Origin of the sequence: Tardiphaga sp. 813_E8_N1_3, assembly GCF_051811025.1 — a bacterium.
Taxonomy (GTDB): domain Bacteria; phylum Pseudomonadota; class Alphaproteobacteria; order Rhizobiales; family Xanthobacteraceae; genus Tardiphaga.
Window position 1 is genome coordinate 1,705,347 of the sequence record NZ_JBPWQE010000001.1, and the last position, 24,985, is coordinate 1,730,331.

15 protein-coding genes are annotated in these 24,985 nt (G+C 59.4%); 8 read left to right on the top strand and 7 right to left on the bottom strand.

Annotated features, from left to right (window positions below; translation table 11 throughout):
- Position 1: 1 nt before the first annotated feature.
- From AB8A33_RS07915 to AB8A33_RS07925, 3 genes are all read right to left on the bottom strand, one after another.
- Complete coding sequence (locus AB8A33_RS07915) at positions 2 to 1,216, bottom strand: NADP-dependent isocitrate dehydrogenase (RefSeq protein ID WP_439092251.1); 1,215 nt, start codon at positions 1,214 to 1,216, stop codon at positions 2 to 4.
- A 200-nt stretch (positions 1,217 to 1,416) separates the two neighbouring features.
- The gene (locus tag AB8A33_RS07920) at positions 1,417 to 3,141 is read right to left on the bottom strand and encodes a carbamoyltransferase C-terminal domain-containing protein (protein WP_439092252.1); all 1,725 of its coding nucleotides are present in this window, start codon (positions 3,139 to 3,141) and stop codon (positions 1,417 to 1,419) included.
- Between the two features lie 227 nt (positions 3,142 to 3,368).
- Positions 3,369 to 5,099: an alpha/beta hydrolase family protein gene (locus AB8A33_RS07925; RefSeq protein ID WP_439092253.1), complete on the bottom strand. Its 1,731-nt coding sequence runs from the start codon at positions 5,097 to 5,099 to the stop codon at positions 3,369 to 3,371.
- Between the two features lie 289 nt (positions 5,100 to 5,388).
- Between AB8A33_RS07925 and AB8A33_RS07930 the strand changes: the two genes are divergently transcribed.
- The gene (locus AB8A33_RS07930; RefSeq protein WP_439092254.1) at positions 5,389 to 6,609 is read left to right on the top strand and encodes a TrmJ/YjtD family RNA methyltransferase; all 1,221 of its coding nucleotides are present in this window, start codon (positions 5,389 to 5,391) and stop codon (positions 6,607 to 6,609) included.
- Positions 6,610 to 6,857: 248 nt separating this feature from the next.
- Positions 6,858 to 7,688, top strand: a complete 831-nt coding sequence (locus tag AB8A33_RS07935; RefSeq protein ID WP_439092255.1) for an isocitrate lyase/PEP mutase family protein — start codon at positions 6,858 to 6,860, stop codon at positions 7,686 to 7,688.
- Here the strand turns inward: AB8A33_RS07935 and AB8A33_RS07940 are convergent.
- The 4 genes from AB8A33_RS07940 to AB8A33_RS07955 all read right to left on the bottom strand — a co-directional run bounded on the left by AB8A33_RS07940 (position 7,685) and on the right by AB8A33_RS07955 (position 16,896).
- Positions 7,685 to 9,625 (bottom strand): hypothetical protein, encoded by a 1,941-nt coding sequence (locus tag AB8A33_RS07940; protein WP_439092256.1) that lies wholly within the window; start codon positions 9,623 to 9,625, stop codon positions 7,685 to 7,687. The genes AB8A33_RS07935 and AB8A33_RS07940 overlap by 4 nt on opposite strands.
- Positions 9,606 to 13,874, bottom strand: a complete 4,269-nt coding sequence (locus AB8A33_RS07945; protein WP_439092257.1) for an HTH domain-containing protein — start codon at positions 13,872 to 13,874, stop codon at positions 9,606 to 9,608. The genes AB8A33_RS07940 and AB8A33_RS07945 overlap by 20 nt, the downstream gene beginning before the upstream one ends.
- 152 nt (positions 13,875 to 14,026) lie before the next feature.
- Complete coding sequence (locus AB8A33_RS07950; protein ID WP_439092258.1) at positions 14,027 to 14,728, bottom strand: hypothetical protein; 702 nt, start codon at positions 14,726 to 14,728, stop codon at positions 14,027 to 14,029.
- 263 nt (positions 14,729 to 14,991) lie between these two features.
- A complete protein-coding gene (locus AB8A33_RS07955) occupies positions 14,992 to 16,896 on the bottom strand; it encodes a sigma 54-interacting transcriptional regulator (RefSeq protein WP_439092259.1) in 1,905 nt (634 codons plus the stop codon).
- A gap of 166 nt (positions 16,897 to 17,062) precedes the next feature.
- Here AB8A33_RS07955 and AB8A33_RS07960 point away from each other — a divergent pair, with 166 nt between their 5' ends.
- The 6 genes from AB8A33_RS07960 (at position 17,063) to AB8A33_RS07985 (ending at position 24,978) form a co-directional block, all read left to right on the top strand.
- On the top strand, positions 17,063 to 18,448 hold the full coding sequence (locus AB8A33_RS07960) for a CmpA/NrtA family ABC transporter substrate-binding protein (RefSeq protein ID WP_439092260.1): 1,386 nt from the start codon (positions 17,063 to 17,065) through the stop codon (positions 18,446 to 18,448).
- A gap of 199 nt (positions 18,449 to 18,647) precedes the next feature.
- Positions 18,648 to 19,487: a nitrate ABC transporter permease gene (ntrB, locus tag AB8A33_RS07965; RefSeq protein ID WP_439092261.1), complete on the top strand. Its 840-nt coding sequence runs from the start codon at positions 18,648 to 18,650 to the stop codon at positions 19,485 to 19,487.
- Between the two features lie 5 nt (positions 19,488 to 19,492).
- On the top strand, positions 19,493 to 20,380 hold the full coding sequence (locus tag AB8A33_RS07970; RefSeq protein WP_439092262.1) for an ABC transporter ATP-binding protein: 888 nt from the start codon (positions 19,493 to 19,495) through the stop codon (positions 20,378 to 20,380).
- A gap of 31 nt (positions 20,381 to 20,411) precedes the next feature.
- Entirely contained in the window at positions 20,412 to 20,900 is a 489-nt protein-coding gene (gene cynS, locus AB8A33_RS07975) for a cyanase (RefSeq protein ID WP_439092263.1), read from the top strand.
- 284 nt (positions 20,901 to 21,184) lie between these two features.
- On the top strand, positions 21,185 to 22,816 hold the full coding sequence (locus AB8A33_RS07980) for a Hachiman antiphage defense system protein HamA (protein ID WP_439092264.1): 1,632 nt from the start codon (positions 21,185 to 21,187) through the stop codon (positions 22,814 to 22,816).
- Complete coding sequence (locus tag AB8A33_RS07985; RefSeq protein ID WP_439092265.1) at positions 22,816 to 24,978, top strand: DEAD/DEAH box helicase; 2,163 nt, start codon at positions 22,816 to 22,818, stop codon at positions 24,976 to 24,978. Before AB8A33_RS07980 ends, AB8A33_RS07985 begins: the two co-directional genes overlap by 1 nt.
- The last annotated feature ends 7 nt before the right edge of the window (positions 24,979 to 24,985 follow it).

Genomic DNA, 24,985 nt, shown 5'->3' on the forward strand with positions numbered 1-24,985 from the left:
ATCAGGCCGCCAGTTCCTTGGTCAGGTTTTCCGCGACCTTGTCGAGGAAGCCCGTGGTCGAGAGCCAACGCTGGTCGGCGCCGACCAGGAGCGCGAGGTCCTTGGTCATGTAGCCGGCTTCGACGGTGTCGACGCAGACCTTTTCGAGGGTCTTGGCGAACTTCGCCAGTTCGGCGTTGTTGTCGAGCTTGGCGCGGTGGGCGAGGCCCTGGGTCCAGGCGAAGATCGACGCGATCGAGTTGGTCGAGGTTTCCTTGCCCTTCTGGTGCTCGCGGTAGTGACGGGTCACGGTGCCGTGGGCGGCTTCAGCTTCCACAACCGAACCGTCCGGCGTCAGCAGCACTGAGGTCATCAGGCCGAGCGAACCATAGCCCTGGGCCACGGTGTCGGACTGCACGTCGCCGTCGTAGTTCTTACAGGCCCAGACGTAACCACCGGACCACTTCATCGCAGCGGCGACCATGTCGTCGATCAGGCGGTGCTCGTAGGTGATCTTGGCGGCGTCGAACTTGGTCTTGAACTCGGCGTCGAAGATCTCCTGGAAGATGTCCTTGAAGCGACCGTCATAGACCTTGAGGATCGTGTTCTTAGTCGAGAGATAAACCGGAACGCCGCGGGACAGGCCGTAGTTCAGCGAAGCGCGGGCGAAATCGCGGATCGAGTCGTCGAGATTGTACATGGCCATGGCGACGCCGGCGCCCGGTGCCTGGAACACTTCGCGCTCGATCGTTGTGCCATCTTCACCGACGAACTTCATCGTCAGTGTGCCCTTGCCCGGGAACTTGATGTCGGTGGCGCGGTACTGATCGCCGAAAGCGTGACGGCCGATGATGATCGGCTTGGTCCAGCCGGGGACGAGGCGCGGCACGTTGCTGCAGATGATCGGTTCGCGGAAGATCACGCCGCCGAGGATGTTGCGGATCGTGCCGTTCGGCGACTTCCACATCTGCTTAAGGCCGAATTCCTTCACGCGCGCTTCGTCGGGGGTGATGGTGGCGCACTTCACGCCGACGCCGTACTTCTTGATGGCGTGGGCCGCGTCGATGGTGACCTGATCGTCGGTCTTGTCGCGGTATTCCATCCCGAGGTCGAAATACATCAGGTTGACGTCAAGGAAGGGGGTGATCAGCTTGTCCTTGATGTACTGCCAGATGATCCGGGTCATCTCGTCGCCGTCGAGTTCGACGACGGGGTTGGCTACCTTGATTTTTGCCATGGTGGTTCGGGCCTTTAGCGCGTTGCGGGAGGGATGATTTGTAGGGGGGCTATAGCACCGCGCCGGACCCGGCGAAAGCCGGGGCGTTATGCAGTTCCGGCGCAATTTTCAGCCCAAAACGCAGGCTGTTTTTGCTCAAAATGCAGCCTGCGCCGCGGTGCCGCCACCACGTACCAGCTCACCGGCAGGCTGCCGTGCCGTCACGTTGCGTCGCGCCGGTACAGGCCGCCGGTGGTCACCAGGAAATCGATCCGCCGGTCGAGCAGCGCCCGCAGCGCTTCGTCCGGGCTGTTGACGATGGGCTCCTCGTGCACATTGAAGCTGGTATTGACCAGCACCGGCAATCCGCTGGCCCGGGCAAACCCCTCGACAATGTCATAATAGAGCGGATTGTCCGGACGCGCGATCACCTGCGGCCGCGCGGATCCATCGACATGGACCACGGCGGGAATGCGGTCGCGCCATTCCGGCCTCACATCGCAGGCGATGGTCATGTAGCGGCAGGCGCGCGCATTGACGGGATTGACGTCGAACACGTCAGCAGCACGTTCGGCGGTGATGACGGGGGCGAACGGCATGAATTCGGACCGGCTCAGCCGTTCGTTCAAAAGGTCGTGGGTGCCGCGCCGCGCCGGATTGGCGAGGATGGTCCGGGCACCCAACGCGCGGGGGCCGTATTCCATCCGGCCGTTGTAGATCGCGCCGATCTCGCCCGCCACCAGCCGCTTCACCGCGCCATCGACCGGCGCCTCGTCGGTGCGGTGGATCCCCGGGGTGGCTGCGATGCCGGCGTCCAGCCCAGCCTGAAAATCGCGACCGAGATAGACATTGCCGAGATCGCGGCGGCGCTCGAGCCAGGGCGTCAGGCCGTCGCGCTGCATCAGGTAGGACAGCGCACCGCCGATCGGCAGGCCGTCGTCGCCCATCGCCGGGAAAATGAAGAGTTCATCGATCGGCAGTTGTTCCGCGAGCAGCCGGTTGAGCTTGACGTTGGCGAACACGCCGCCGGACAGGCCGAGATGTCGCGCCGGATGCCGCTGCAAAAGGCGCTGCAGCGACAGCAGCATGGTGTCTTCCAGCACCTTCTGGATCGAGGCCGCAAAATCCTCCCGGCCGGCTTGTTTGGCCAGCCGGCGCATCAACGCGTTCATCTGGTGATAGCTGCGAAAGCTGGACTCGATACGTCCGTCCGGGGCCACCGAAAAATACCCGGCGATTGTCTCGGCCGCCGTCGGTTGCCCCATGGCGGCGAGCCCGGTCAGCTTGCCCTCGTGCCGGTTGGGCCGAAATCCGAGCGACTTGGTTGCCGCGCTATAGGCGCGGCCCAGGCTGTCGACGGGATTTGGCAGGAACAGACAGGCGTCGTCGCCGTAGAGCGTCGTCAGGCTGTTTTCGGCGAAGTGCCGGTAGCTGTAATTGACATTGTCGCCGCCACCATCGGCCGTCACCAGCAGGGCATCGGGCCACGGACTGTAGAACAAAGTGGGAAGCGCATGCGCTTCGTGGTGGTTGTAAAAATGGACCGCGGCGTCGTCGCGGAAACCGCCGTCGCGCCGCCACGCCGCGGCATCGAACACGTCCTCTGCCCGCTGCGCGCGGTAGCGATGTTGCTCGGCTCCGAGCAGCAAGCGGTCCTTGCCGACGCGGCTGCGATACTGCTCGCGCAGCCAGCGCAAGCCGCCGAGGCGGGGGAAGTAGGCCTTGGGAAACATCGCGCGGCTAGTGGCGACGACGTCGACATCGCGCCGTGTGGCACCGGCGATCGACAGCACCTCGTCGATGGCCGCATCGGGGTGGACGCTGCCGTCGCTTTTGCGCCGGGTCAGTCGCTCCAGCGCGATGGCAGCCTTCAGATCGTAATCTTCGAAAATGGCGACGGCGGCGTCATGGACGCCGGAGTGAACGCTGAGGATGAGCTGGGGCATGAAGGCTGCAAGGTCATTCCAGGGAGTGGCACGTTACCCGCCCCCTGCTGCGACCGGCAAATCACGAGCGCTTGGCCGGGAACCCGCCCTCATCCGGATTGTCGGGCGGCAGGCAGGCCGCGAACACGGCGAGGCATCGTCGCCGCATGAGAGCGGCACGGTCCGCGGCCTCGCGCGCGTGCCCCGGCGAAAGCCGGGGCGTTATGCAGTTTCAGCCCATTTTTAGCTCAGAATGCAGCCTGCGTCGCCGTGCCCGCCACCACGTACCAGGTCACCAGCAGGCTGCAGATCAGGGCTCCTGGCAGACTCGATCCGGTCCGTCGCCAGGTGAAGGTGGCAATGACCGCCACAATCGCCATCAGGGGCACGAACTGGATCGCCACGATGGTGTTCAGGGCCACGGACGTGATCACGGCCGGGGCCGGGTCGATCAGCTGGCCGTTCAGCAACAGGGCACCATACTGGATCCCCAGCAAGAGAACGAATCCAAAGGCCAGCGCGGTGATGTTGGTGAGATAAACCGCCGGCCGGCTGGCGCTCAGGGTCGAGAAATTCCGGTGCATCACGTGGAGCGCAATCACGAAGAAGGCCGTGATCGGGGCGAGGTAGATCAGGGCCATGAGCGCCTGTTTGGCACTGAGCAGCTTGACGGCCACGATCCAGAACCGGAAGTCGACGGTGAAGATCAGGTCGGCCAGCCAGAGCGCCAGATAGCCGGACGCGACAGTGGCGAGCGCGATGGCGATCGACAGGCCGACGATGCCGCGGCGGCTGGCGCGCTTCGGCGCAAACGGCATCAACACCAGCGCGATGGCGGCATTGATTAGTGCCCAGACCACGATCTGGTTGGTGATCCCCTGCGGCAGCCAAGGCTGCGCCTTGACCCAATTCCCGGCCAGCGTGAAGGCCGGATAATAGGTCAGGGCCGGGATCAGGACCGAGAGGGCAAGAGCCATCAGCCAGCGGGTGCGGTCGACCGGTGTCTCCAAAGGCTTCGAACCATCCGCCGGCTCGGGCAGGATCAGCCGGGAGAACATCCTGGCCTCGAGCAGCCCGTCGAACATGCCGATCAGGAAGGCGACAAATCCCAGCAAAGCAATGCTGGTGCCGATCTCCTTGCGGAACCAGATCTGGTCGGATGGTGGCAGTGGGGTGCCGCCGGTGAGCGTCTTGCCGAACCAGTCCAGCGCATAGCCGATCGCCTCATGGGAGATGTGCTCGGCCGGGTGGGTGATGGCCGGGGTATAGAGCACCCGGGCGGTGCCAGCGGCGAGGTCGCCATAAACCTTGCCGGGCTCGACGGCGGCAGAGGTGCCGAACAGCGCCCAGAGCTTCGGGCTGGTGACCACGTCGCGGGCCTTGGCGACGCCCCACATCAGCGGCGAGAATTCTTCATACTTGGCGAATACCAGCGCGAGGTTGCGGGGCCAGGTCGTGGTGCCATCGGCGGCGAAAGGCTTGCCGGTAGAGGAGCCTTCCAGGACCATGGCCTTGTAGTCGTTGGGCATGGCGGTGGCGGCGGCGAGCACGGTCCAGCCGCCCATCGAGTGACCCTCGAGGCCGATGTTATTCTTGTCGACGGTGGTCAGACCGCGCAGATGCGCCAGGCCGTCGGGTCCGCCAAACCCGTTCGAAAAGGCCGGGCCATCGCTATAGCCGTGGCCGGTCTGGTCGAGCGCCAGCACCACATAGCCGCGGCGGGCGAATTCGATGGCGAAGCCGTCCTGGGTCTCGCGCGAATTGATGTAGCCGTGGACCGCGAGGATGCCCGGCGCCGGGGTCTGCGGCGTGGCATTCGGCGGGGTGTAGAGCAGGGCGCTCATGGTGTTGCCCTTGGCGCCCTTGAAGCGGATGTCCTCGATCTTGATGCCGCCGGTGGTCTGCGTCAGATGGGCGAGGAGGCTGCCCGCGACCATCATCACGGCGCCAATGATTGCCAATGTCCATCTTGCGCGCATCGCATTCCTCCCATAATCCCGCGCCAGTCGTCGTGGCCGTCGGGTTCCCTGTAGTTTCGTTTGGTGTTGGTTTGTAGCGCTACCCGAAAGCAGAGTGAAAGCAAACGGCCTGCACGAGAGCGCGGACCGGTTTTAGGGGAAATCTCACGAGATCCCGCCAAGCCCTTCGTTCCGCTCGCGAAAATGCCGTGGCTCAAGAAAGACCGGTAACGCCCGGATGAGGTGTTGAATCAAAACCTTCACGGGTTGATTCAAGACCTTCAGAGATTGAATCAGAAAGTGAAGTGCGATGTCCGGCTCAGGCACCGACTCGACCAAGGCGCATACCGACCTGGTCGGCCCCGTTGTCATCCTCGTCGAGCCGCAGCTCGGCGAGAACATCGGCATGTGCGCCCGGGCCATGGGCAATTTCGGCCTGACCCGGCTGCGCATCGTCAATCCACGCGACGGCTGGCCGAACGTCCATGCCCGCCGCGCGGCTTCCGGCGCCGATCATATCCTCGACAAGGTCGAGCTGTTCGACACCGTCGAGGCGGCGGTGGCCGACTGCACTTTGCTGTTCGCCACCACCGCCCGCGCCCATGACCAGGCCAAGCCGGTGGTCGCGCCCGAGGCGGCCGCCGCCGAGACCATCGCCCATGTCGCCACCGGGGCGACTGCCGGCATCCTGTTCGGCCGCGAGCGCTATGGGCTGCAGAACGAGGAGGTCGCGCTGGCCAACCGGATCATCACCTTCCCGGTCAATCCTGCTTTTGCCTCGCTGAACCTCGCCCAGGCGGTTCTTCTGTGCGGCTATGAATGGTTCAAGCAGGCGACCTCCAACGCGCTGCCCTATGCGATGCCGGAGCGATCCGAGCCGGCCTCCCAGCACCAGATGAGCGCCTTTTTCGAGAACCTTGTCGGCGAGCTCGACAAGGTCGAGTTCCTGCGCCCGCCCGAGAAGCGCGACACCATGCTGGTCAATCTGCGCAACATCTTCACCCGGATGGAGCCGACCAAGCAGGACATGCACACGCTCCACGGCGTGGTCATGGCCATCGCCGAGGGCCGCAAGGGCCCCGCCAAGGGCGGCGTCCTCGACGGCGAACAGGCCACCCGGCTGCGGGCACTTTTGGCCGAACACGGGCAGGGCGCGCAGGCGCATGAGAGCGGCACGGTCCGCGGCCTTGCGCGCATGCTCCGCCGCAACCCGACCGATGCCGAGCGGCTGCTGTGGGACCAGCTCCGCGCCGACCGCCGCTTCGCCGGCCAGTTCAAGCGCCAGACCCCGGTCGGCCGCCACATCCCGGATTTCGTCTCCTTCCCGGAGCGGATCGCCATCGAGCTGGTCAATTCCGGCGAGACCGAAGTGATTGTCAGCGACCGCGCCGCCCGGCAGACCTGGCTGCAAGAACGCGGGTACCGCGTCATCGCGATGCGGGCGGACGATGTTATCAGCGACATCGCGGCGGAGCTGGATCGGCTTGAGGCCTTGCTGGCGAGCGGGATGCCGGGGCAGGGCGATAATTAGAACTGTCATTCCGGGGCGCTCGCCGCGGCGTATCTCGTCATTCCGGGGCGCGTGCGTCTTCGCACGCGAACCCGGAATCCCGGAGTGGCTTGGCTCCCCGGAGACTCCCATGCTGAGATTCCGGGTTCGGTCCCGTCGCCTGCGGCGCCGGCCCCGCCCCGGAATGACAGCGTGGTGAAACGCTTGTCCCGGGCTAGAATACGGAGACCAGCCGCGACCAACGCGGCGCTCCAAACCCGGGAGGCACCATGACCATCTCCACCGCCGAGAAGCGCGCCAACTTCCGCAAGCTCCACGAGACCGGCTGCTTCGTGCTGCCCAATCCCTGGGATGTCGGCAGCGCCCGCTATCTCGCGCATCTCGGCTTCAAGGCGCTGGCCTCGACGTCAGCCGGCTACGCCTGGTCCACCGGCCGTCCTGACAACAAGGTCACCGCAGACGATGTCATCGAACATCTCGCGCTGCTCTCCGCCGCCACCGATCTGCCTGTCAATGCCGATTTCGAGGCCGGCTTCGCCGATGACCCCGCAGGCGTCGCCGCCAATGTCGCCCGCGCGGTGAAGAGCGGCATTGCCGGCCTGTCCATCGAGAACTCCACCGGCAAGGCGGACAAGCCGCTCTATGACGACCATCTCGCCGTTGAGCGCATCAAGGCCGCCCGCGCCGCCATCGACAGCGTCGATCCCGCGGTGATGCTGGTCGCGCGCTGCGAAGGTTTTCTGCATGGCGAGCGCGACCTGACGAAGACCACGGCACGGCTCGTCGCCTTCGCGGACGCCGGCGCCGATTGCCTCTATGCGCCGGGCGTGGCCACAGACGAGGAGATCACCACGCTGGTGAAGGCGATCGGCGGCAAGCCGCTCAATGTCCTGACCGTGCAGCCGACCATGACCGTGCAGCATCTGGCAAGCCTCGGCGTCCGCCGTATCAGCGTCGGCGGCGCACTGGCGCGCGTGGCTTGGGCGGGATTCATGGGGGCAGCGCAGGAGATCGCGGGGCAGGGGGCGTTCACGGCCTTCGCGCAGGGTGCAAAGGGCGGGGAGTTGAACGGGTTGTTTGGGAGCAGCATCACGAGCTAGTTTGTTACCGCCGCAACCCGAGGGATGCCCAATCGCGCCGTGGCAATAGCCCGTCCCAATAATGGCGCAAGCTCTTCGTTCAGACTCTGCAGTATACGGAGGATATCCAGAACTTCGGGTAGCGCATCAGCTGGAGCTACAAATGATAAATTTTCTAAACGCTGAGCAAGCGCGGCAATCGCTTCCTTTCGATCAACTTCAGCTGCGGCGCATTGGAGGATCACGGTAACGGTTGGCAAAATCCTGTCGATATTCTGTGTTCCTACCAGCCGTTCGATAGCAACAGTCGCTACAGCCTCAGCTATTTCTGCATCACGATTGCGAGCGGCAATGAATGCCGCTAATTCGAGGGCGGCTTGCACATGCTCGGGTTCTGTCGTGGCAATTTGACTGCGCAGGGACTGGATTACTTTTAGCACGGACTCGCGCGCGTCAACCGGGAAGCCATAAACATAAGCGAACTGTATATACATCAAGAAATTGCTTACGCTGGGATCAGCCGCGAATTCCGCGAACATCTCAGCGACCGGCGTTTCAGATGACGGCATCTCTGGGGGTGGCACCCATCCCCCTTGAGGGATGGCGGGGAAGGCGTAAGCCAGCGGGGGAACGTCTTTGATTAAGAGAGGCTTTGCGTTTTCCAGTTTTTGAAGCCACGCAGGCGCGATATCGTCGCTAAGCTTTTGAAGAGACGCCGAGACTCTACCGTAAATATCTGCGGCCAAATACCCGGGGCTCACCCAATCTGGCCGCCAGCGAGGTTCGACATGCGCTTCGTTAAGAACGGACAGATAAAACTGCTTTCCTGATAAGCGCGTGGCCCAACTTAACAAGGGATGATCCTCAGTATCATTCGCCCCAAGAGCTCTTGTGACAAGACAAGCATGAGAAAAAGCAGCAAGCCTGCGCCAAAAAACCGGCAGCCGCCGCATCACCTCATGTTGGGCAAGATGCGCGGTCGCGATAACAAATGCGGTAGCAAAAGTATTGAGTTCTCCAAGCAGCCTTTTGGGATCACCGGCAAGCCTATCCAGAATGATCTCCCCTACTTCTAAAAAGCGCTGATCCGCCGAAGCACGGTCAATACATATATCGAGCGCGCCACAGAGCGCGAAAGGATCAGGCACGTCTGTTAGGCGCTTCAGGGAATCAAGGAGTATCGAGGCGTCTATTTCACGAAACATCTCCAGCGGAACGAGTTCCGGCGCACCGAAGGTGAGCGATATCGTGTCTATCGCAACCCTCGGATCGTCGGCGATGCGCGCACGGCGTTCCGCAGCGAGTTCGTCGCTGATGAACTGGGCGATTGTTTGTGACGATTGATGCTTGGCTGAGACGTTTTCCCAATGAGCCGTCTTGGGCGGGACAAAATTATCGATGGAAAGGCTTCCCGTTGTTGCAGCCTCCCGTAAGTCGTCAATAAAATTCTCAGGCGCTCCTGCCAGAAGGTCACCCGCCGCAAAGAAATCATCCTCTGAAAAATCGCGCTTTTCTGCGAGAGCTTCAAATTCCGCGCGGGCCTGTATATTCAGCGTTTTGTTTTTCAGAATATCGGCACACAAGGCACGACGACGATCCACATTTTTTGTTAGCAGCGCAGCTTGAACAAAATTCACCCTGTGCTTTGCGTATGTGACAACTGCGCTATCTGCTTCAATCTCGATTTTCACCTCATGCGAAATTCCCTCGGCGTCAGGCAGTTCGGTAATCACTTCGCCATCGGCCGTCTTTTGGAAGGCAGAAAATAGAACTTGGCGCTCGATTGTAATACCATCCGGCAGTCTGATTGGACTTGAGAGTTCGATATTCAAGTCGGTCGCAAGAGAACCCTCTGAAAGCACATCATTCTGCACTTCACGGCTCATGCGGCGAAGACCAAAGGAAACGCGAAGGCGGGCAAGTTCATCAGGGGGAATATCAATTGGGTCCTTTTTCATTTCTATCCTCCCAAGGCTGGCGCAAGAAATCGCGCAGATACGCGATGACCCGCTGATACGTTTCAGGAGAAAGCGTTCGCAATTCGGACATTACGTTCTCCTCGAACCATTTCTGATATGGCGCAATTCTTTCGTGTTTTTCCAATTCGGCTGGAAACGCAAACCCGCTGATAAAGGCGCTACGAACAGCCATAACCCAATTCGGCGGGGGCGCATCACCCCAGCGCCCGAGCCAGTCTTCAGGAGGCGGGCTAAGATCGTAGATGGCGGAAGCCAACATGCGGCAGCGCTCTTCATCGGGCTCACTATTCCAAATCCGGGTGACTGCGGCTCTGATGGACTGAACGTAGCTCATGAACCAACGCATCTCGCTCGGGAACTGCGGCATCTCAGACAGCCGCGCAAGGTCGAAGCTATCGCGGATCGCGCGAAATTCCGGGGCTTCGTTCTGGCGATTGCGAAGCGCGGCAGCCATGATTTCATCGGCATCTGCTGGCACGAGCATAGCGCTTGCACTTCGCAAGCGGTAACGCAGCGATCGGTATTGATCTGGCGTGATTGCGTTCCTCGCCCGCAGCTCTTCAAGAATGTCGAGTGTGGTTAGCATACGAGCGCGATGGCCGGATGCATCGGTAATGAACGGCTCTTTATTAAGGGCTCGATCATCAATGATGGCGGCTTCCGCGCCCTTAAGGTTCGATACCAAGCTTATTGTCGACTCAGCGGTATCCTGATCGACGTCGCCTGCATCAGTGCGTTTTTGGCCAAAGACGACGCGCTCTGCCGAATTGGCGCGCCGTAAAACGTTGCGAATATCATCAATTATCCGCATGACGTCATTTACGCTGTGATCGTACTCGATCAGAACGTTGGCCTCTTCTTCGGTCGAAACGTGAATGTAAATGGTCGAGAATGTCGCGAGAAACGTTCGCCATAGGCCGGTATGCTGTAAATAAACGAGCGACAGGCCATCTAAAAAGAGGGGGCGGCTCGGCTCTGGAATAACTGGAGCCGCCCACCCTTTGTCCTGCAAATTGAAATATTGCTTCGCAGACTTCTCGGTCTCTTCATCGAGGACATTGAGATCGCTCAACGCCTTCAGAAGGCCGTGCATATCGCAAAGAACATCGGCGTAGGGCGCCATATCGGCGTCTGCCTGCTCTCCCTGGCCGATCTGATGAACGGGTGCAGAACGGATAACGATTCCATTAATGGCTCGTGCTTCGCGGATAAGAGCACTCAGTTCGACGCCAATTTCGGTAGACAAAGGATCGCGGGCGAGGCTCGGCGTTCGCAATACCTTTAACTGCCCCTTGGCGATAGCGTCGCGCACTTCATTCGCCTTTTGGAGGCGCGTCCGCTGTGTTTGACGGATTCGTCTACGACCTTCAAAAAGCTCAAATAGAACGCCGGCGGGCAGAATGATGGTCGCGAAACTGTCGACAACTTTCTGAAGAATACCGAGCCACCCCAAGACAAGGAGTGAGGTGACGTCTAGCGCGACTAAATTCATTGCGCCGGTTGCTGTTGGCAGGCGACGCCCGGCAAATAGTGGAATGGCGGAGCGCCGCCGCCCGTCCATTAGCGACGAATTACGAATGAGATTACGCAGCACCAAATCTACCACGGTGGTGCGCAGTCCTGCGGCTGCGACGAACAGAGGAAGATCGCCGCGAGTAACGTTGTCAGTTATATTGCGTGTATGCTTGTTCCATTCCGTTTGCTTCGAGATAAGCTCCTTAAGCTGAACGGTTTGGATCGGACCATCTGGCCCTGAGAGAGAAAGTGCTTTTCGAAACCACTCATGGGCCTCCGCCCTCTGCTCTTCGAGGCCTTCTTCGACAAAAAGATAATAAGCACCCATAAGGACGCCGGGATCATCTGGCCCCTTGGTCACAGCGGCGTTAATGAGGTCCATGAGATGACCCTGTCCCGACGCTTGCGCGAGATGTGCCGCTCTGATCAGAGTTAGCGCACTGGAATTTCGAGCTGGTTCAAGCACTGCCGAAAGCGGACCAGCAAGCGACTCCCACTCTCCCGTTTCGATTGCAATGATTGTCTCCAGTTGAAGGTCCCGCTCCGACGGATGCTTCTGCCCGATGCGCTCGGTAATTGCCTTCGCCTCGCGCAATCGGCCGAGCCGGACCAATTGCCATCCGTAATTCACCAAGAACGCGACGCCATGATCGAGCAGAAACGGATGCGTATCGACCAAGCGGACAAAATTATCTCCGTCCTTCGCGCGGCTAGCTGCCTGCGCCGCTACCACGAGGTCCTGAGAATCCTTCGTTTCCGCAAAAAGTAATTCAGCGTATTTAGCAATACCGATATGATCTTTTCTCTGAACTAGGATGGCTACAAGAGCCCGCAGAGCCTCCGGTGTTTTTTCCGCTTCGTACAGCTTAAGATGCTCAGTGACCGGATCGGCTCCTTCGGCTTTCGCGATTTCAGCTCGCAGGGCTGCACGTTGCCGCTCATCGAAAATATCGTGGTTCTTTTCAAAGACGATGTTAGCGGAGGTGGCATCCCCGCTCTTGGCGAGCGCCTGAACTTCGAGCCATAGAACGCCTTCCTTTCCGAACGACGCTTCGACTTGGGAGCGCTTGGCCGCGATAAGCGAAGCAAGCCCCGCCGCGTCATTTTTATGAAGGCGTATCGAGATTGCGGCTCGCAATTCATCATCGGAAAGCCCCCCGAACGAGTCGCGCTGCTCTAGATAAATTTCAAGACCAGAAGGATCAAAGTCACGCAGATGAGCGAAAGCATACTGAACACGGGTGACTGCCGAGGTATTATCGGACATAACCCTTTGAAGCTGTGCCAACGCGGCTTCTCTTCGCGTTGGATGAACAAGCTCACACCAAAGAATATAAGACTCGATTATGCGAGGAGCGTGACGTAGGCCTAGCGTTGAAGCAAGCGGAAGAACCTGTCTCAGATCGTTAATCGCCTCATCAAGAGCCGATATTGCCTCGGCGTCACTTACTACAGGCCGTGCATTTAGAACTTCCAGAGGCAAACCGGAAAGCGCAATGCCTCGCTCAGGCACAGGAAGCAGCCGCGCAAATCTCAAAACTCCACGTAGAAAATAAAGGTAAGAGGCTTCAGAAAATTGAGTGTTGGTCGCTTGCTCCAACGTACGGGCAGCGGCCTCGTAATCCGTTCGGCGCAGGTGTAGTTGGCAAATATTAAGAACGCCAAGAGGACTGAAATCAGAGACCGAAAGCCCGCTATCATTCAGCCATTTCAGGGCCTCGTCGTCACTGCGCTCTACGGCAATGATGTTGAAGAGAACAGCGCGGGATTCGCCTTCTGGGATATCTCTTAGCCCCTGAATTGCGTCGTTTACGCGTCCTTCCGCAACAGCTATGCGCGCCTGTGCAGGTGCGTCCGAAACAGAGCCTTGAATTGATTGCCCGGCGCCAAGAAAGCGACGCGCCTCATTCGTGCTGCCTTGGATGGCTGCAGAACGTGCAGCTCGAAACAAAATTGTCTGTCGCAGGTCAGTCGATAGCGAAGGCCCGGTCACTTCAAGGACCTCAGTCGCAAGCGTTATAAATTCTTGCGACTGTCCTACCTCGGGAAAAAATGAGCGCTGGAATGCACGCTGATAGCGACTGTCAAAATCACGTTCAAGCGCATCCGATAGCTTATCGTCAAACGCTCCCGGTTGAGAGCGCGGGGCTTGCTCGGGTCCGGGAATGCTGACGGAGAGATTAGACTGCTGAAGTTTCTCAACGACGCGATCGGCAACTGCGTCTGGCATCTCGCGTTGCATCTGCCGTATCGTAATAACATTGAAATGCTTGGCTAGGAGATCAGGATAATCGTACAGCCGCCTGACAAGCTCAGACCATCCAAAGACCACGACGCGGAAAAGCCCCTGCTTTTCGTGCTCTGCTGAAATTGCATTCGCACGGTCCGTGGTATGAACGTCGTTTTCTGCCGTTGTGGCTATAATGTAAGTCTTCAGTGCGGGTTGAAATTCTTTGGCTTTTTCGACCTCGGAGTTAATTTCAGCGACGGTGAGTTTCGTTGGAGGCCAAACTCGTTTCCCCTTGCATTGCACCCCGGAGTTGGCACCAGTTTCTTTGCCGTGGATATCAACGCCGTTCTGCCGTTGCCCGTCGCGGCCGTATCGTACGAGCTGTGGGTCACCCCAGATGCGCGAAAAGAGGTCGGCGCATATTTCTTCGAACTTTTCCCAGCTCGGCGGAGGTTGAAGCTGTTCGTTATTGGCGTCAGACATAAGAAATGACCACCACAGATAGGTAGGGAAAAAATTGAGAGGACCGAGCACGAAGATCGAAAAGAGCCCGTAGATTCGCGAAGTCGATAGTATTCATCCGTCGCCTGAATGGCCAACCGGCCTTTAAACCTCTCTTTTCAGTTCTACTTCTATTACACTCTCCGCCGCGGCCCCCTCGGCCTTAGCGCCGCGTGGTCCCGCTCCGGCGGCGTATGCGCGTCTTCCAGCAGGGCCATCGCTTCATCGGGGATGCGGTCGACAGCGACGCCGCCGCGGCGCATCTCCTTCAGCGCCGTGTGGATCGCGGTGTCGCGGTCGATCCAGTCCTGCCCGGTGCGCGCCGGCGCATCGGGGTGGCGGCGCGGGCGCCGGTTGCCCATGGCTTCCAGCCGCGCCATCTTCACCACCTGCATGGCCTGGATCAGCCGGTCGAGATCGACGGCGGGGCTGTTCCACAGCTCGGTGACGCAGCGCTCGGCCAGCGCCTGCAGCTTCTCTCTCAGCACGCGCAGCTTCAACCGGCGGCCGGCGCGGGCCGCCGGCACCTTGTCGCTGGCAACCGGCGCGAACGGGTGACGCTGCCAGCCGCCGTCGCGCGCCCAGCGCATCACGCTGTGCTTGCTGACGCCGGTCCGCGCCGCGATCTGGGCGTGGCTCAGCGTGGTCTCCTCGATCAGGCGGCGCACCGCGGCCAGTGTCGCATTGGTGTGCAGCCGCTTCGAGCCCTTGGGGCGGCCGCCCGGCATCGGCGGCGGTCCGGGATCCGGATGCACGCGAATGCGCGCCACCGAGTCCGCGGAGGAATCGATGACGCGGATCCTGGGGTCGTAGAGCGGGACGAAGGGATATGGCATGCCGTGGAATATAAACCCATTTGCGGGAGATGCAAGCGGGGGCGCGGCAGCGGCGGTGCTGTGGCCGCTGCCGTCACGGCTGGGGCGGCGAGCCGAGCGCGCTGTTTTCGCGAAACTAGGCTCGTCATTCCGGGGCGTGGACGGCGTCAGCCGGACGCGAACCCGGAATCTCTGAGTGTTTTGCAATCGGAGTTTCAACTATCTCGGGATTCCGGGTTCGCGCGGCTTTGCCGCGCGCCCCGGAATGACGCGTGTGTAGCGGCTTACGCGCCGTTTCTTCCGCGCGCACCTTCAATCCCCAGCGCCTTCATCCTTGAAGCCAGTGTCGTCGGCCTGACGTCGAGCAGCTCCGCCGCGCCGCCGGGGCCGAACACCTTGCCGGATGTCGCCTGCAGCGCCGCGAGGATGTTGCTGCGCTCGTGATCGCGCAGCTCGGCTGAGGTCATCACCGCCGGCCGGGCGTCGGACTTCACGCGATGCGCGCCTGCGGCATGGTGCGGGCCGGGCGCATCCGGCAGGTCGATCCGCAGCCGTCCGTTCTGCGCCAGGATCACCGCGCGCTCGATGACGTTCTGCAGCTCGCGCACATTGCCCGGCCAGTCGTAGCGCGACAGCCGGCGTGCATCGCCTTCGGACAGCCGCAGATCCGATTTCAGTTTCTCGCTGAGCAGGAAGTGCTGCGCCAGCAGGGGGATGTCCTCGCGGCGGTCGCGCAGCGGCACCGACTCCACGGGAAAGACGTTGAGCCGGAAATACAGGTCTTCGCGAAACCGTCCGCGCGCCACTTCCTGTTTCAGATTGCGGTTGGTGGCGGCGATGACGCGGACATCGACGGAGCGCGTGCGCTCCTCGCCGACGCGTTCGAAATTGCCTTCCTGCAACACGCGCAGCAGCTTGCCCTGCAGCTCCAGCGGGATCTCGCCGACCTCGTCGAGAAACAGCGTGCCGCCATCGGCCAGCTGGAAGCGGCCGATGCGGTCGCGCACCGCGCCGGTGAAGGCGCCGCGGACATGGCCGAAGAATTCGCTCTCGAACAATTCGCGCGGGATCGCCGCGCAATTGACGCGGATCAGCGGCCGGTCGCGACGGCCCGACGCTTCGTGGATCGCGCGCGCGATCAGTTCCTTGCCGGTGCCGGACTCGCCCGTGATCATCACCGCTGCCGTGGTGGGGGCCACCAGCTTGACCTGCCGCAGCGTTTTCTGGATCGCCTCGCTCTGGCCGATGATGCCGCGCGGATTGGTCTCGATGCGGATTTCCTCCTGCAGATAGGCGTTTTCGAGTTCGAGACGCTCGCGCAGGCGATCGACTTCGGCCAATGCGGCATGGAGTTTTTCATCCGCCTCGCGGCGCTGGCTGACGTCACGAAACACGATCACGGCGCCGACCACCATGCTGCGGTCGCGGATCGGCGTCGACGTGTATTCGACCCAGACCGGGGTGCCGTCCTTGCGCCAGAACACCTCGTTGTCGACATTGTGCACGGCGCCGTCGCGAAACGCGGCATAGATCGGGCAGTCGTGATCGGGATAGTGGCTGCCGTCGTGATGGCTGTGATGCACGATCGGGTGGATTTCACGGCCGACCAGTTCATCGGCGGTCCAGCCCAGCATGCGCTCGGCGGCGGGATTGACGAAGGTGGTCTTGCCGTCGGCATTGACGCCGTAGATGCCTTCGCCCGCGGCGCGCAGGATCAACTGGTTCTCGCGCTCGATGTCCTGAAACACGCGCTCGACCCGCTGCCACGCGGCAATGCCGCCGCGCATGTGATCCTCGGCGGCGGCATCGACATGACGGCGGCGGCGCTGTTCGAGATCGCTCATGGTGAGCAGCAGCAAGGTGCGCTCGCCCTGCGGCACCAGCGATCCCGCATATTCGAGCTGCAACGCTTCGCCGGTGGCGTGGCGCGGCGTCAGTGAATTCGTCCAGTACGAGCCCTTGGCCAGCACCGCCTGCGTGAACACGATCAGCGCGGGCAACTGGCCCGCATGCAGCGCGCTGATCTTGATCTGGCGCAGCAGCGCGCGGTCATAGCCGAGCAGGGTACATGCGGCCGGATTGGCGTCGATGATCTGGTCGGCATGGGGATCGAGCAGCAGCGTGGGCTCGACCGAATAATCGAAGGCGATGGTTCGCAAATCATGCGGCTGGGCCGTTGCCAAATCCATCGGCGAAACTCCGAAAAATCGTAATCAGGCTACGAGTTTTCGTGTAGCACGAATTTTCGTAATCGCCAATGAAGGACCGAAATGCCTGCGGCGATTGGACATTCCGGCGTGCGCCGGGCTGGCACACTCCTTGCGTAAATGACCCCAGCGTCACCGAGGAGGTCACATGTCCACATTCGACAATCCGTTCGATCCCGCCCGCCGCTTGCGCGCCGGCGCCTGCAGCTGCGGCCAGCATGCGAGCCAATCCGAGCATGAAGCCACGCTGCAGCTCAGCTGCGACATTCCCGAGACCGAGGCCAAGCGCTACGAGGGCGTCGTCGCGTCGGCGGTGATGCGTGCGGTGTTCCCGAAGGACGTCGCGCGCCGCGCCTTCCTGAAGTCGGTCGGTGCGTCCAGCGCGCTGGCGGCGCTATCGCAGTTCTTCCCGATCAAGACGGCGACCGAAGTCTTCGCGCAGGGCGCGGGCAAGCTCGAGAAGACCGACCTCAAGGTCGGCTTCATCCCGATCACCTGCGCGACGCCGATCATCATGGCCGATCCGCTCGGCTTCTATAAGAAGCAGGGGCTCAATGTCGAAGTGGTGAAGACCGCCGGCTGGGCTGTGATCCGCGACAAGACCATCAACAAGGAATACGACGCCGCGCATATGCTGGCGCCGATGCCGATCGCGATCTCGCTGGGTCTGGGTTCGCAGCCGATCCCCTATACCGTGCCGGCGATCGAGAACATCAACGGCCAGGGCATTACCCTCGCCATGAAGCACAAGGATAAGCGCGACCCGAAGGACTGGAAGGGCTTCAAGCTCGCCATCCCGTTCGACTATTCGATGCACAACTATCTCTTGCGCTACTATCTCGCCGAACACGGCATCGATCCCGACACCGATGTGCAGCTGCGCTCGGTGCCGCCGCCGGAAATGGTCGCCAACCTCCGCGCCGACAATATCGATGGATTTTTGGCGCCCGACAATATCTGCCAGCGCGCGATCTATGACGGCGTCGGCTTCATGCACATCCTGTCCAAGGAGATCTGGGACGGGCATCCCTGTTGTTCGTTTGCGGCGAGCCGCGAATTCATCACCACGTCGCCGAACTCCTTTGCCGCGCTGACACGCGCCATCGTCAATGCCACCGCCTATGCCTCAAAAGCGGAGAACCGCAAGTCGATCGCCGAAGCCATCGCGCCCGCCGCCTATCTCAACGCGCCGCCGGTGGTGCTGGAGCAGGTGCTGACCGGCACTTATGCGGATGGTCTCGGCGGCATCAAGAGTGATGCGAAGCGCGTCGATTTCGATCCGTTCCCGTGGCAGTCCTTCGCGGTCTGGATGATGACCCAGATGCAGCGCTGGGGTCAGATCAAGGGCGACGTCGATTACAAGGGCGTCGCCGAACAGATCTATCTCGCTACCGATACGGCCAAGGTGATGAAGGAGATGGGGCTGAGCCCGCCGGCGAGCGCTTACAAGTCGTTCGCGGTGATGGGCAAGACCTTCGATCCGGAGAAGCCGAAGGAATATCTGGCGAGTTTTAAGATCAGGAAGGCGACGTGATGAACGATGCCTTCGCCCCTTTCTTACCTCGCCCCGCTTGCGGGGAGAGGTCGACTGTAACGCGCGAAGCGCGTGGAAGTCGGGTGAGGGGGACTCTCGATGGCACGACGTCGCTGCGGCTCCCCCTCATCCGTCGCGAACTTGCTTCGCAAGCTCGCGCCACCTTCTCCCCGCAAGCGGGGAGAAGGAAAGGACCACAATGATCAAATCCCTTCGCTTCCGCGCTGCCGTCGTCTCCATCGTGATCTTCCTCGCTTTCATCGGCGTGTGGCACCTCGCCACGCGGCAGACGGCGAGTGTCGGCACCATGTCGCCCGAATACGCGAAACTGATGGGCCTCACCGCCACATCCGGCAAATCCGCGATGCCCGGGCCGCTCGATGTTGGCGCCAAATTGTGGGAGCACCTGAAGCGGCCGTTCTACGACAACGGGCCGAACGACAAGGGCCTCGGCATCCAGCTGGCCTATTCGATCGGCCGCGTCGGGCTCGGCTATCTCATCGCTGTCATCGTCGCGATCCCGCTCGGCTTCCTGATCGGCATGTCGCCGCTGATGAACAAGGCGCTCGATCCGTTCATCCAGGTGCTGAAGCCGATCTCGCCGCTCGCTTGGATGCCGCTCGCGCTCTACACCATCAAGGACTCCTCGCTGTCGGCGATCTTCGTGATCTTCATCTGCTCGGTGTGGCCGATGCTGCTCAACACCGCGTTCGGTGTCGCCGCCGTGCGCAAGGAGTGGATCAATGTCGCGCGCACGCTGGAAGTCGGCACCTTCCGCCGCGCCTTCACGGTCATTCTTCCTGCGGCCGCGCCGACGATCCTCACCGGCATGCGCATTTCCATCGGCATCGCGTGGCTGGTCATCGTCGCCGCCGAGATGTTGGTTGGCGGAACGGGGATTGGTTACTTCGTCTGGAACGAATGGAATAATTTGTCGATCACAAATGTGATTATCGCGATCTTGCTGATCGGGGTCGTGGGCATGTTGCTGGACCAGATATTGGCGCGCTTCACCCGCATGGTCACGTTCCCGGAGTGAATGCGATGGCGAACAAATTCATCTCTATCGAAGGCATCGCCAAGCGCTATCCGCAGGCGGCGGGCGGCAGCACCACGATCTTCGAGGATCTCTGGCTGTCGATGCCGCCGGGCGAATTCGGCTGCATCATCGGCCATTCCGGCTGCGGCAAGACCACGGTGCTGAACATCCTCGCCGGGCTCGACGAGCCCTCCGAGGGCACCGTGATCGTCGACGGCCAGGCGATCTCTGGCACCAGTCTCGACCGTGCGGTGATCTTCCAGAGCCATGCGCTGCTGCCGTGGCTGACGGTCATGGGCAACATCGCCTATGCGGTGTCGTCGAAATGGCGCAAGTGGGACAAGGCGAAAGTCCGCGCCCATGCGCAGACCTATATCGACAAGGTCGGCCTCACGGGCTCCGAGCACAAGCGGCCGTCGGAACTGTCCGGCGGCATGAAACAGCGCGTCGGCATCGCGCGCGCGCTGTCGATCACGCCAAAAATCATGCTGATGGACGAGCCTTTTTCGGCGCTGGATGCACTCACCCGCGGCACGCTGCAGGATGAGGTGCGCCGCGTCACGCTGGAGACCGGCCAGACCACTTTCATGATCACCCATGACGTCGACGAGGCGATGTATCTCGCCGACAAGATCTTCCTCATGACCAACGGCCCCGGCGCCGTGCTGGCGGAGATCGTCGAGAACCCGCTGCCGCGGGATCGCTCGCGCATCGATCTGCACAAGCACCCGCATTATTACGCGCTGCGCAACCACATCATCGATTTCCTGGTGACGCGCAGCAAGACGTTCACTGCCACCACGCCGAACCACGACCCGCGCAACGTCCCCGTGGTGCGGCCCGCTTTCACCGAGGCGCCAACGATGCCGTCTCTCCACAGCGCCGTGCGCTAACCAACTGCAAGACCCCCGAAGGAGAACCATCATGCTGCGATCCGACCTCACCGAAAAGCTGCTCGACATCAAGCGCGAGAAGGAATGGACCTGGAAATATATCTGCGAGCAGATCGGCGGCTACAGCGAAGTGCTGATCGTCGGCGCCATTCTCGGCAACATGAAGCTGACCAAGCCGCAGGCGGCCAATGCCGGCGAGCTGTTCGGCCTCTCGAAGAGCGAGACGGCGATGCTCAACGAGATCCCGATGCGCGCCGAAAACGTGCAGATGCCGCCGCAGGATCCGCTGATCTATCGCTTCTACGAGATGGTGATGGTGAACGGCCCGGCCTGGAAGGCGCTGATCGAGGAGGAATTCGGCGACGGCATCATGTCGGCGATCGATTTCGACATGGTGATGCAGCGCATCAGTAACCCCAAGGGCGACCGCGTCCAGATCACGATGTCCGGCAAGTTCCTGCCGTACAAGTATTACGGCGCGTCGGGCAATGTGCCGGAATATGGGTTCAAGGAGGGGTGAGGAACGAATAGGCCCCTTAGTCGATCACGAAGGCCGGGCTTGTCCCGGCCTTTTATTTTGTGCCTACTCTTTTTACTGCTTTGCCCACAGCTTTGCTCATTACTTGAAAAGCGAAAATTGATTTTTATCAATGGGTTAAGCGGGTGAATTGATTTCCTCCATACTCAACCAAAATGCTTGTTCAACGACTAAGAAGCGTTTGCGCGCGATGATAGGGAAATACAGCCTTAAGTCGTTTCTCAGTAGGGTGACTCTTCAGAAGATGAGGCTATTGGATAGCGTTGATGAGTATTATTGATAAGTCATTGGATACCAATAATATTTCAGTCACCGATGCTGGCGGCGTAAGCGCTCGGCGCGGTTTCAAATACCAGGATCATGTCGCTGTTTTCTTTGTTCTGGCAATGATAGCCGACAAGAGAATAGCGAGCATCGAGTGCGAAACTGCGGATGATATTCTGCTGTGGTGGAACACCGGAGTTGATGAATTTCCAGAATACATCCAGGTGAAGACCACGGAAGATGACAAGAAGTGGTCTCAAACCGAAATCCTGAAGCGCACCATAACTAAGTCCCCTACGTCGCTTGTTGAAAAATCTTTGCTTTGCGACAATGTCGGAGTAGGTGCCCTTTTCCGTATCGTTTCTCGTCGCGATACTACAAAAGCGATTGCTTGCCTGAAGCTGGAGCGGGACAACCGGCTTCGACATCAAGGCGTTCAGGAGCTCGGCTCTAAACTCGCGAAGAAATGGTCAACAAAATCATCCGGTGGAATTGATTTAGCGTACTGGGCTAAGGCTGCGGTATGGCAGGTCACAGGCGACATCGAGTTTCTGAAAGCTAAAAATCAGCAGACGCTCGCGCGAACTGCAGAAGCGTTCGGCGCGAACCCCACCCACTCGCATGTCGAGAAAATCTACGACGATTTTTTGCGCTTGGTTGATGAAGCAGCGTCGGCTTCAAAGATTACTGAGGCTGAAAAGAAGGTGATTTCGCGCGACCAGATAATTGAACGTTGGAAGCGGCACTTGGGCGAGACCGACGCGGCAATACAGCGGACGTCGAAACCTTATCGCCATCGAGGAGACGCATTCTTTACTGATCTCTATCACATCACAGAGGTCGATGTTCATCGGGCACTTTCCAGCTATGATGCCCGCTACGAGAGAGGCCTATGGCGATCCAGCCAATTGGCGGACCACCTCGTGGATTGGCTCCCCGAAGTCGCTTTGAAAGCAAGCGATCTGGTCTCGATTCGACCGCTGAATCTTCGACGCAAAATGCGAGAAGCGGTGCGCTCGATTAAGCAGCGGCGAAGTCTTGCTTCGCATCAGCTGCTTGCGGAGACGCTACTTCATGCAATCGTCAGACAGTCAGTTGGGAGTGAGCCCATCGCATGCAAGCTTTTCTACGAGACTTCCTCGGGGCTGCGAAGCTTTGGAAGTGCGCACATTGTGCATTCCGATGACGGAGATCAGCTTTGGCTCGGGCATGCTAGAATTGCCACTGCACGCTCTTACTCAGAAGTAGTGCAAAATGTAGTCGCCGACCTTGAATATGTGCTGGATGCAGATTTCCTGAAAGAAGAGCGTGAGATCATCCTAACACTCCGCGAGCCGCAGCATTTGCTCCCGACAACGTTAGAGGCAGCTTTCTCGCGGAATGCGCCAGTGGACGACTTGATTGCAAATATCTGTATTCCTGTTTTGGTGGGTTATGACAGTGCAGTCTTGGCCGCCGGATACGCTAAGGATTACCAAGAAAAACTAGTTGTCGAAGTCACAGATGCCTACGAGGCGTTAAAGCCGTCCCTTCCAAGAACGTTAGGGCTGGTGAATGTGCATATATTTCTCGTTCCAATAGAGTCCGTCGAGAATTTGACAGCTCAATTTGAAAAACTGCTTCAGGTGATCTGATGGACTATGCAGAGATCAAAGAAGTGTTGTCTCGGCCAATCAATCGCGCCGAAACCTTGTCGCTTTTGAGGGAGATAAGTCGCCATGTGAACAACGCAGCGACGCATAATCAGGGCCGAGACCTAGTTATCCGAGCGCTCGCTATTTCTGACCAGTTCAAGGAATCAGAGCGAACAGTATTGATGGCGCTAGTTAGGAATGTTGGCTTGTTTCCTTACCTAGCAGACACGATTTCGACGGCCGATTTGTCCGATCAGATTGCATTTGAGTTGCACCGCCCTGATAGCGCCGATACTAGCATCGTTTTTCACAGCTTGCAGGCGAGAATATACCATCAGCTTATGCTTGGTTCGAACGTTGTTCTGAGCGCATCAACTAGCTCAGGAAAGAGCCTAGTCGTCGACGAGGTGATTGCATCAGAGAAGTATAAGAAAATCGCAATTGTTGTTCCAACCTTAGCGTTGATCGATGAGACGCGTCGACGGATTCTGCAACGATTTGGAGAGCGTTGTGCGGTCATAACGCATCCGAGCCAAGAGGCTAAGGCGGGTAGGATTAACGTTTATGTGCTCACTCAAGAGCGGGTCAATCATAGAAGCGATCTCGAGGATGTAGAATTTTTTGTGATCGATGAATTCTACAAAATGGATCTCTCCTCCGAGAGAGAGCCGGATCGAGCGGTTGACTTAAACCTCGCGTTTCACAAACTCGCAAAAACAGGAGCTCAATTTTACTTGCTTGGGCCGAACATTCAGGCGGTGATGGGTCTCGATGCATATGAGCATCATTTTATTCCGTCAGAATTCTCGACCGTGGCGGTGGATGTTGTGGCCTTGAATCTTCCAACTAGAGGAACGGAACGCGAGGATGGCTTGATTGCTCTTTGCGAGAAGATCAACGAGCCCACCATTGTATACTGTCAGTCGCCGGCAAGCGCGAGTATCGTTGCAAAGGCATTGGTTGATCGACTGAATTTGCCTTTCGTTGAGGATGTAGAGGGGGCGGCAAGCTGGATTGCAGAGAAGTATGACCCCGATTGGATCGTGTGTAACGCTTTGCGGCGGGGTGTTGGCATTCATCATGGGGGCGTACCTCGCGCGCTACAGCAGTATTTTATTCGTCTGTTCAACACCCGAAAAATAAAGTTTCTTGTCTGCACGTCGACGATTATCGAGGGCGTGAATACAGTTGCAAAGAACGTGATTGTGTATGACCGACGTAAGAGCCGAGATGTCTTGGAGCACTTTACCTACAAGAACATCGAGGGGCGTGCTGGGCGTATGAATCAATACTTCGTCGGCAAGGTTTTCGTTCTGGAAGAGCTGCCCGTTGATCAGTCGTTCAGCGTGGAGATGCCGATAGGGTCGCAGAGCGGAAAAACTCCCATGAGCTTACTGCTGAGTCTTCCTGATGAAGATCTGGAGGAAGTCTCGAAGGAACGCGTTAGTTCTCTTTTTGAAGGAAGTACTCTTTCTCCTGCGACGCTGCGGGCCAATCGATATGTCCCATGGGATACTCAAGAGAATTTGGCTGCAGAAATACGGGGGCGAGTCCGCGAGCTGGGTCCATTACTGAGTTGGTCGCGAGTTCCTAGCGGCGAGCAGTTGGCTGTCGTTTGCGAATTAATCTTCACCTACTTAAGTACACATGCCCTTCGGGAGAATGATATTCACTCGGGGAGTCAGTTGGCGTTGCATTTGAACGAGCTTCGGATAGGCCAAAACCTGACCGCGTACGTTAAGGGGCGCGTCGCAACAAGGCATCCTAATGTTACGCCAAGTCAGGCGGTGGAGGGTGCACTAAGGATCGTGCGCAATATAATCTGTCAGCGGTTTCCACGCGATCTGATGGTTATTAATGCGATACAGAATGACGTGCTGCCGAAACTTGGCATGCGTCCTGGCAATTACGCATTGTTTGCGGAGCAGGCAGAGAATTTGTTTATGCCGTCTGCGCTATTTGCGCTTGATGAGTATGGAATACCGATCCAGACGGTGAAGGCATTGGAGCGGTATCTAATGCCATCAGCTTCGCTTGATGAAGTTTTGCAGAAGTTGAAGACAATATCTCTCGATAATTCGCAGATTTCTTCGTTTGAACGGGAGATCGTCGAAGAGGTGCGAAGTATTCTGTTTCCGGCAGTGCGGCGCTCGCGGAGCTAACGGTTTA

Bases quoted from the DNA above. Each gene is read 5' to 3' on its own strand.
- AB8A33_RS07915 (WP_439092251.1), bottom strand. From the start codon at position 1,216: ATGGCAAAAATCAAGGTAGCCAACCCCGTCGTCGAACTCGACGGCGAC.
- AB8A33_RS07920 (WP_439092252.1), bottom strand. From the start codon at position 3,141: ATGCCCCAGCTCATCCTCAGCGTTCACTCCGGCGTCCATGACGCCGCC.
- AB8A33_RS07925 (WP_439092253.1), bottom strand. From the start codon at position 5,099: ATGCGCGCAAGATGGACATTGGCAATCATTGGCGCCGTGATGATGGTC.
- AB8A33_RS07930 (WP_439092254.1), top strand. From the start codon at position 5,389: ATGTCCGGCTCAGGCACCGACTCGACCAAGGCGCATACCGACCTGGTC.
- AB8A33_RS07935 (WP_439092255.1), top strand. From the start codon at position 6,858: ATGACCATCTCCACCGCCGAGAAGCGCGCCAACTTCCGCAAGCTCCAC.
- AB8A33_RS07940 (WP_439092256.1), bottom strand. From the start codon at position 9,625: ATGAAAAAGGACCCAATTGATATTCCCCCTGATGAACTTGCCCGCCTT.
- AB8A33_RS07945 (WP_439092257.1), bottom strand. From the start codon at position 13,874: ATGTCTGACGCCAATAACGAACAGCTTCAACCTCCGCCGAGCTGGGAA.
- AB8A33_RS07950 (WP_439092258.1), bottom strand. From the start codon at position 14,728: ATGCCATATCCCTTCGTCCCGCTCTACGACCCCAGGATCCGCGTCATC.
- AB8A33_RS07955 (WP_439092259.1), bottom strand. From the start codon at position 16,896: ATGGATTTGGCAACGGCCCAGCCGCATGATTTGCGAACCATCGCCTTC.
- AB8A33_RS07960 (WP_439092260.1), top strand. From the start codon at position 17,063: ATGTCCACATTCGACAATCCGTTCGATCCCGCCCGCCGCTTGCGCGCC.
- ntrB (WP_439092261.1), top strand. From the start codon at position 18,648: ATGATCAAATCCCTTCGCTTCCGCGCTGCCGTCGTCTCCATCGTGATC.
- AB8A33_RS07970 (WP_439092262.1), top strand. From the start codon at position 19,493: ATGGCGAACAAATTCATCTCTATCGAAGGCATCGCCAAGCGCTATCCG.
- cynS (WP_439092263.1), top strand. From the start codon at position 20,412: ATGCTGCGATCCGACCTCACCGAAAAGCTGCTCGACATCAAGCGCGAG.
- AB8A33_RS07980 (WP_439092264.1), top strand. From the start codon at position 21,185: ATGAGTATTATTGATAAGTCATTGGATACCAATAATATTTCAGTCACC.
- AB8A33_RS07985 (WP_439092265.1), top strand. From the start codon at position 22,816: ATGGACTATGCAGAGATCAAAGAAGTGTTGTCTCGGCCAATCAATCGC.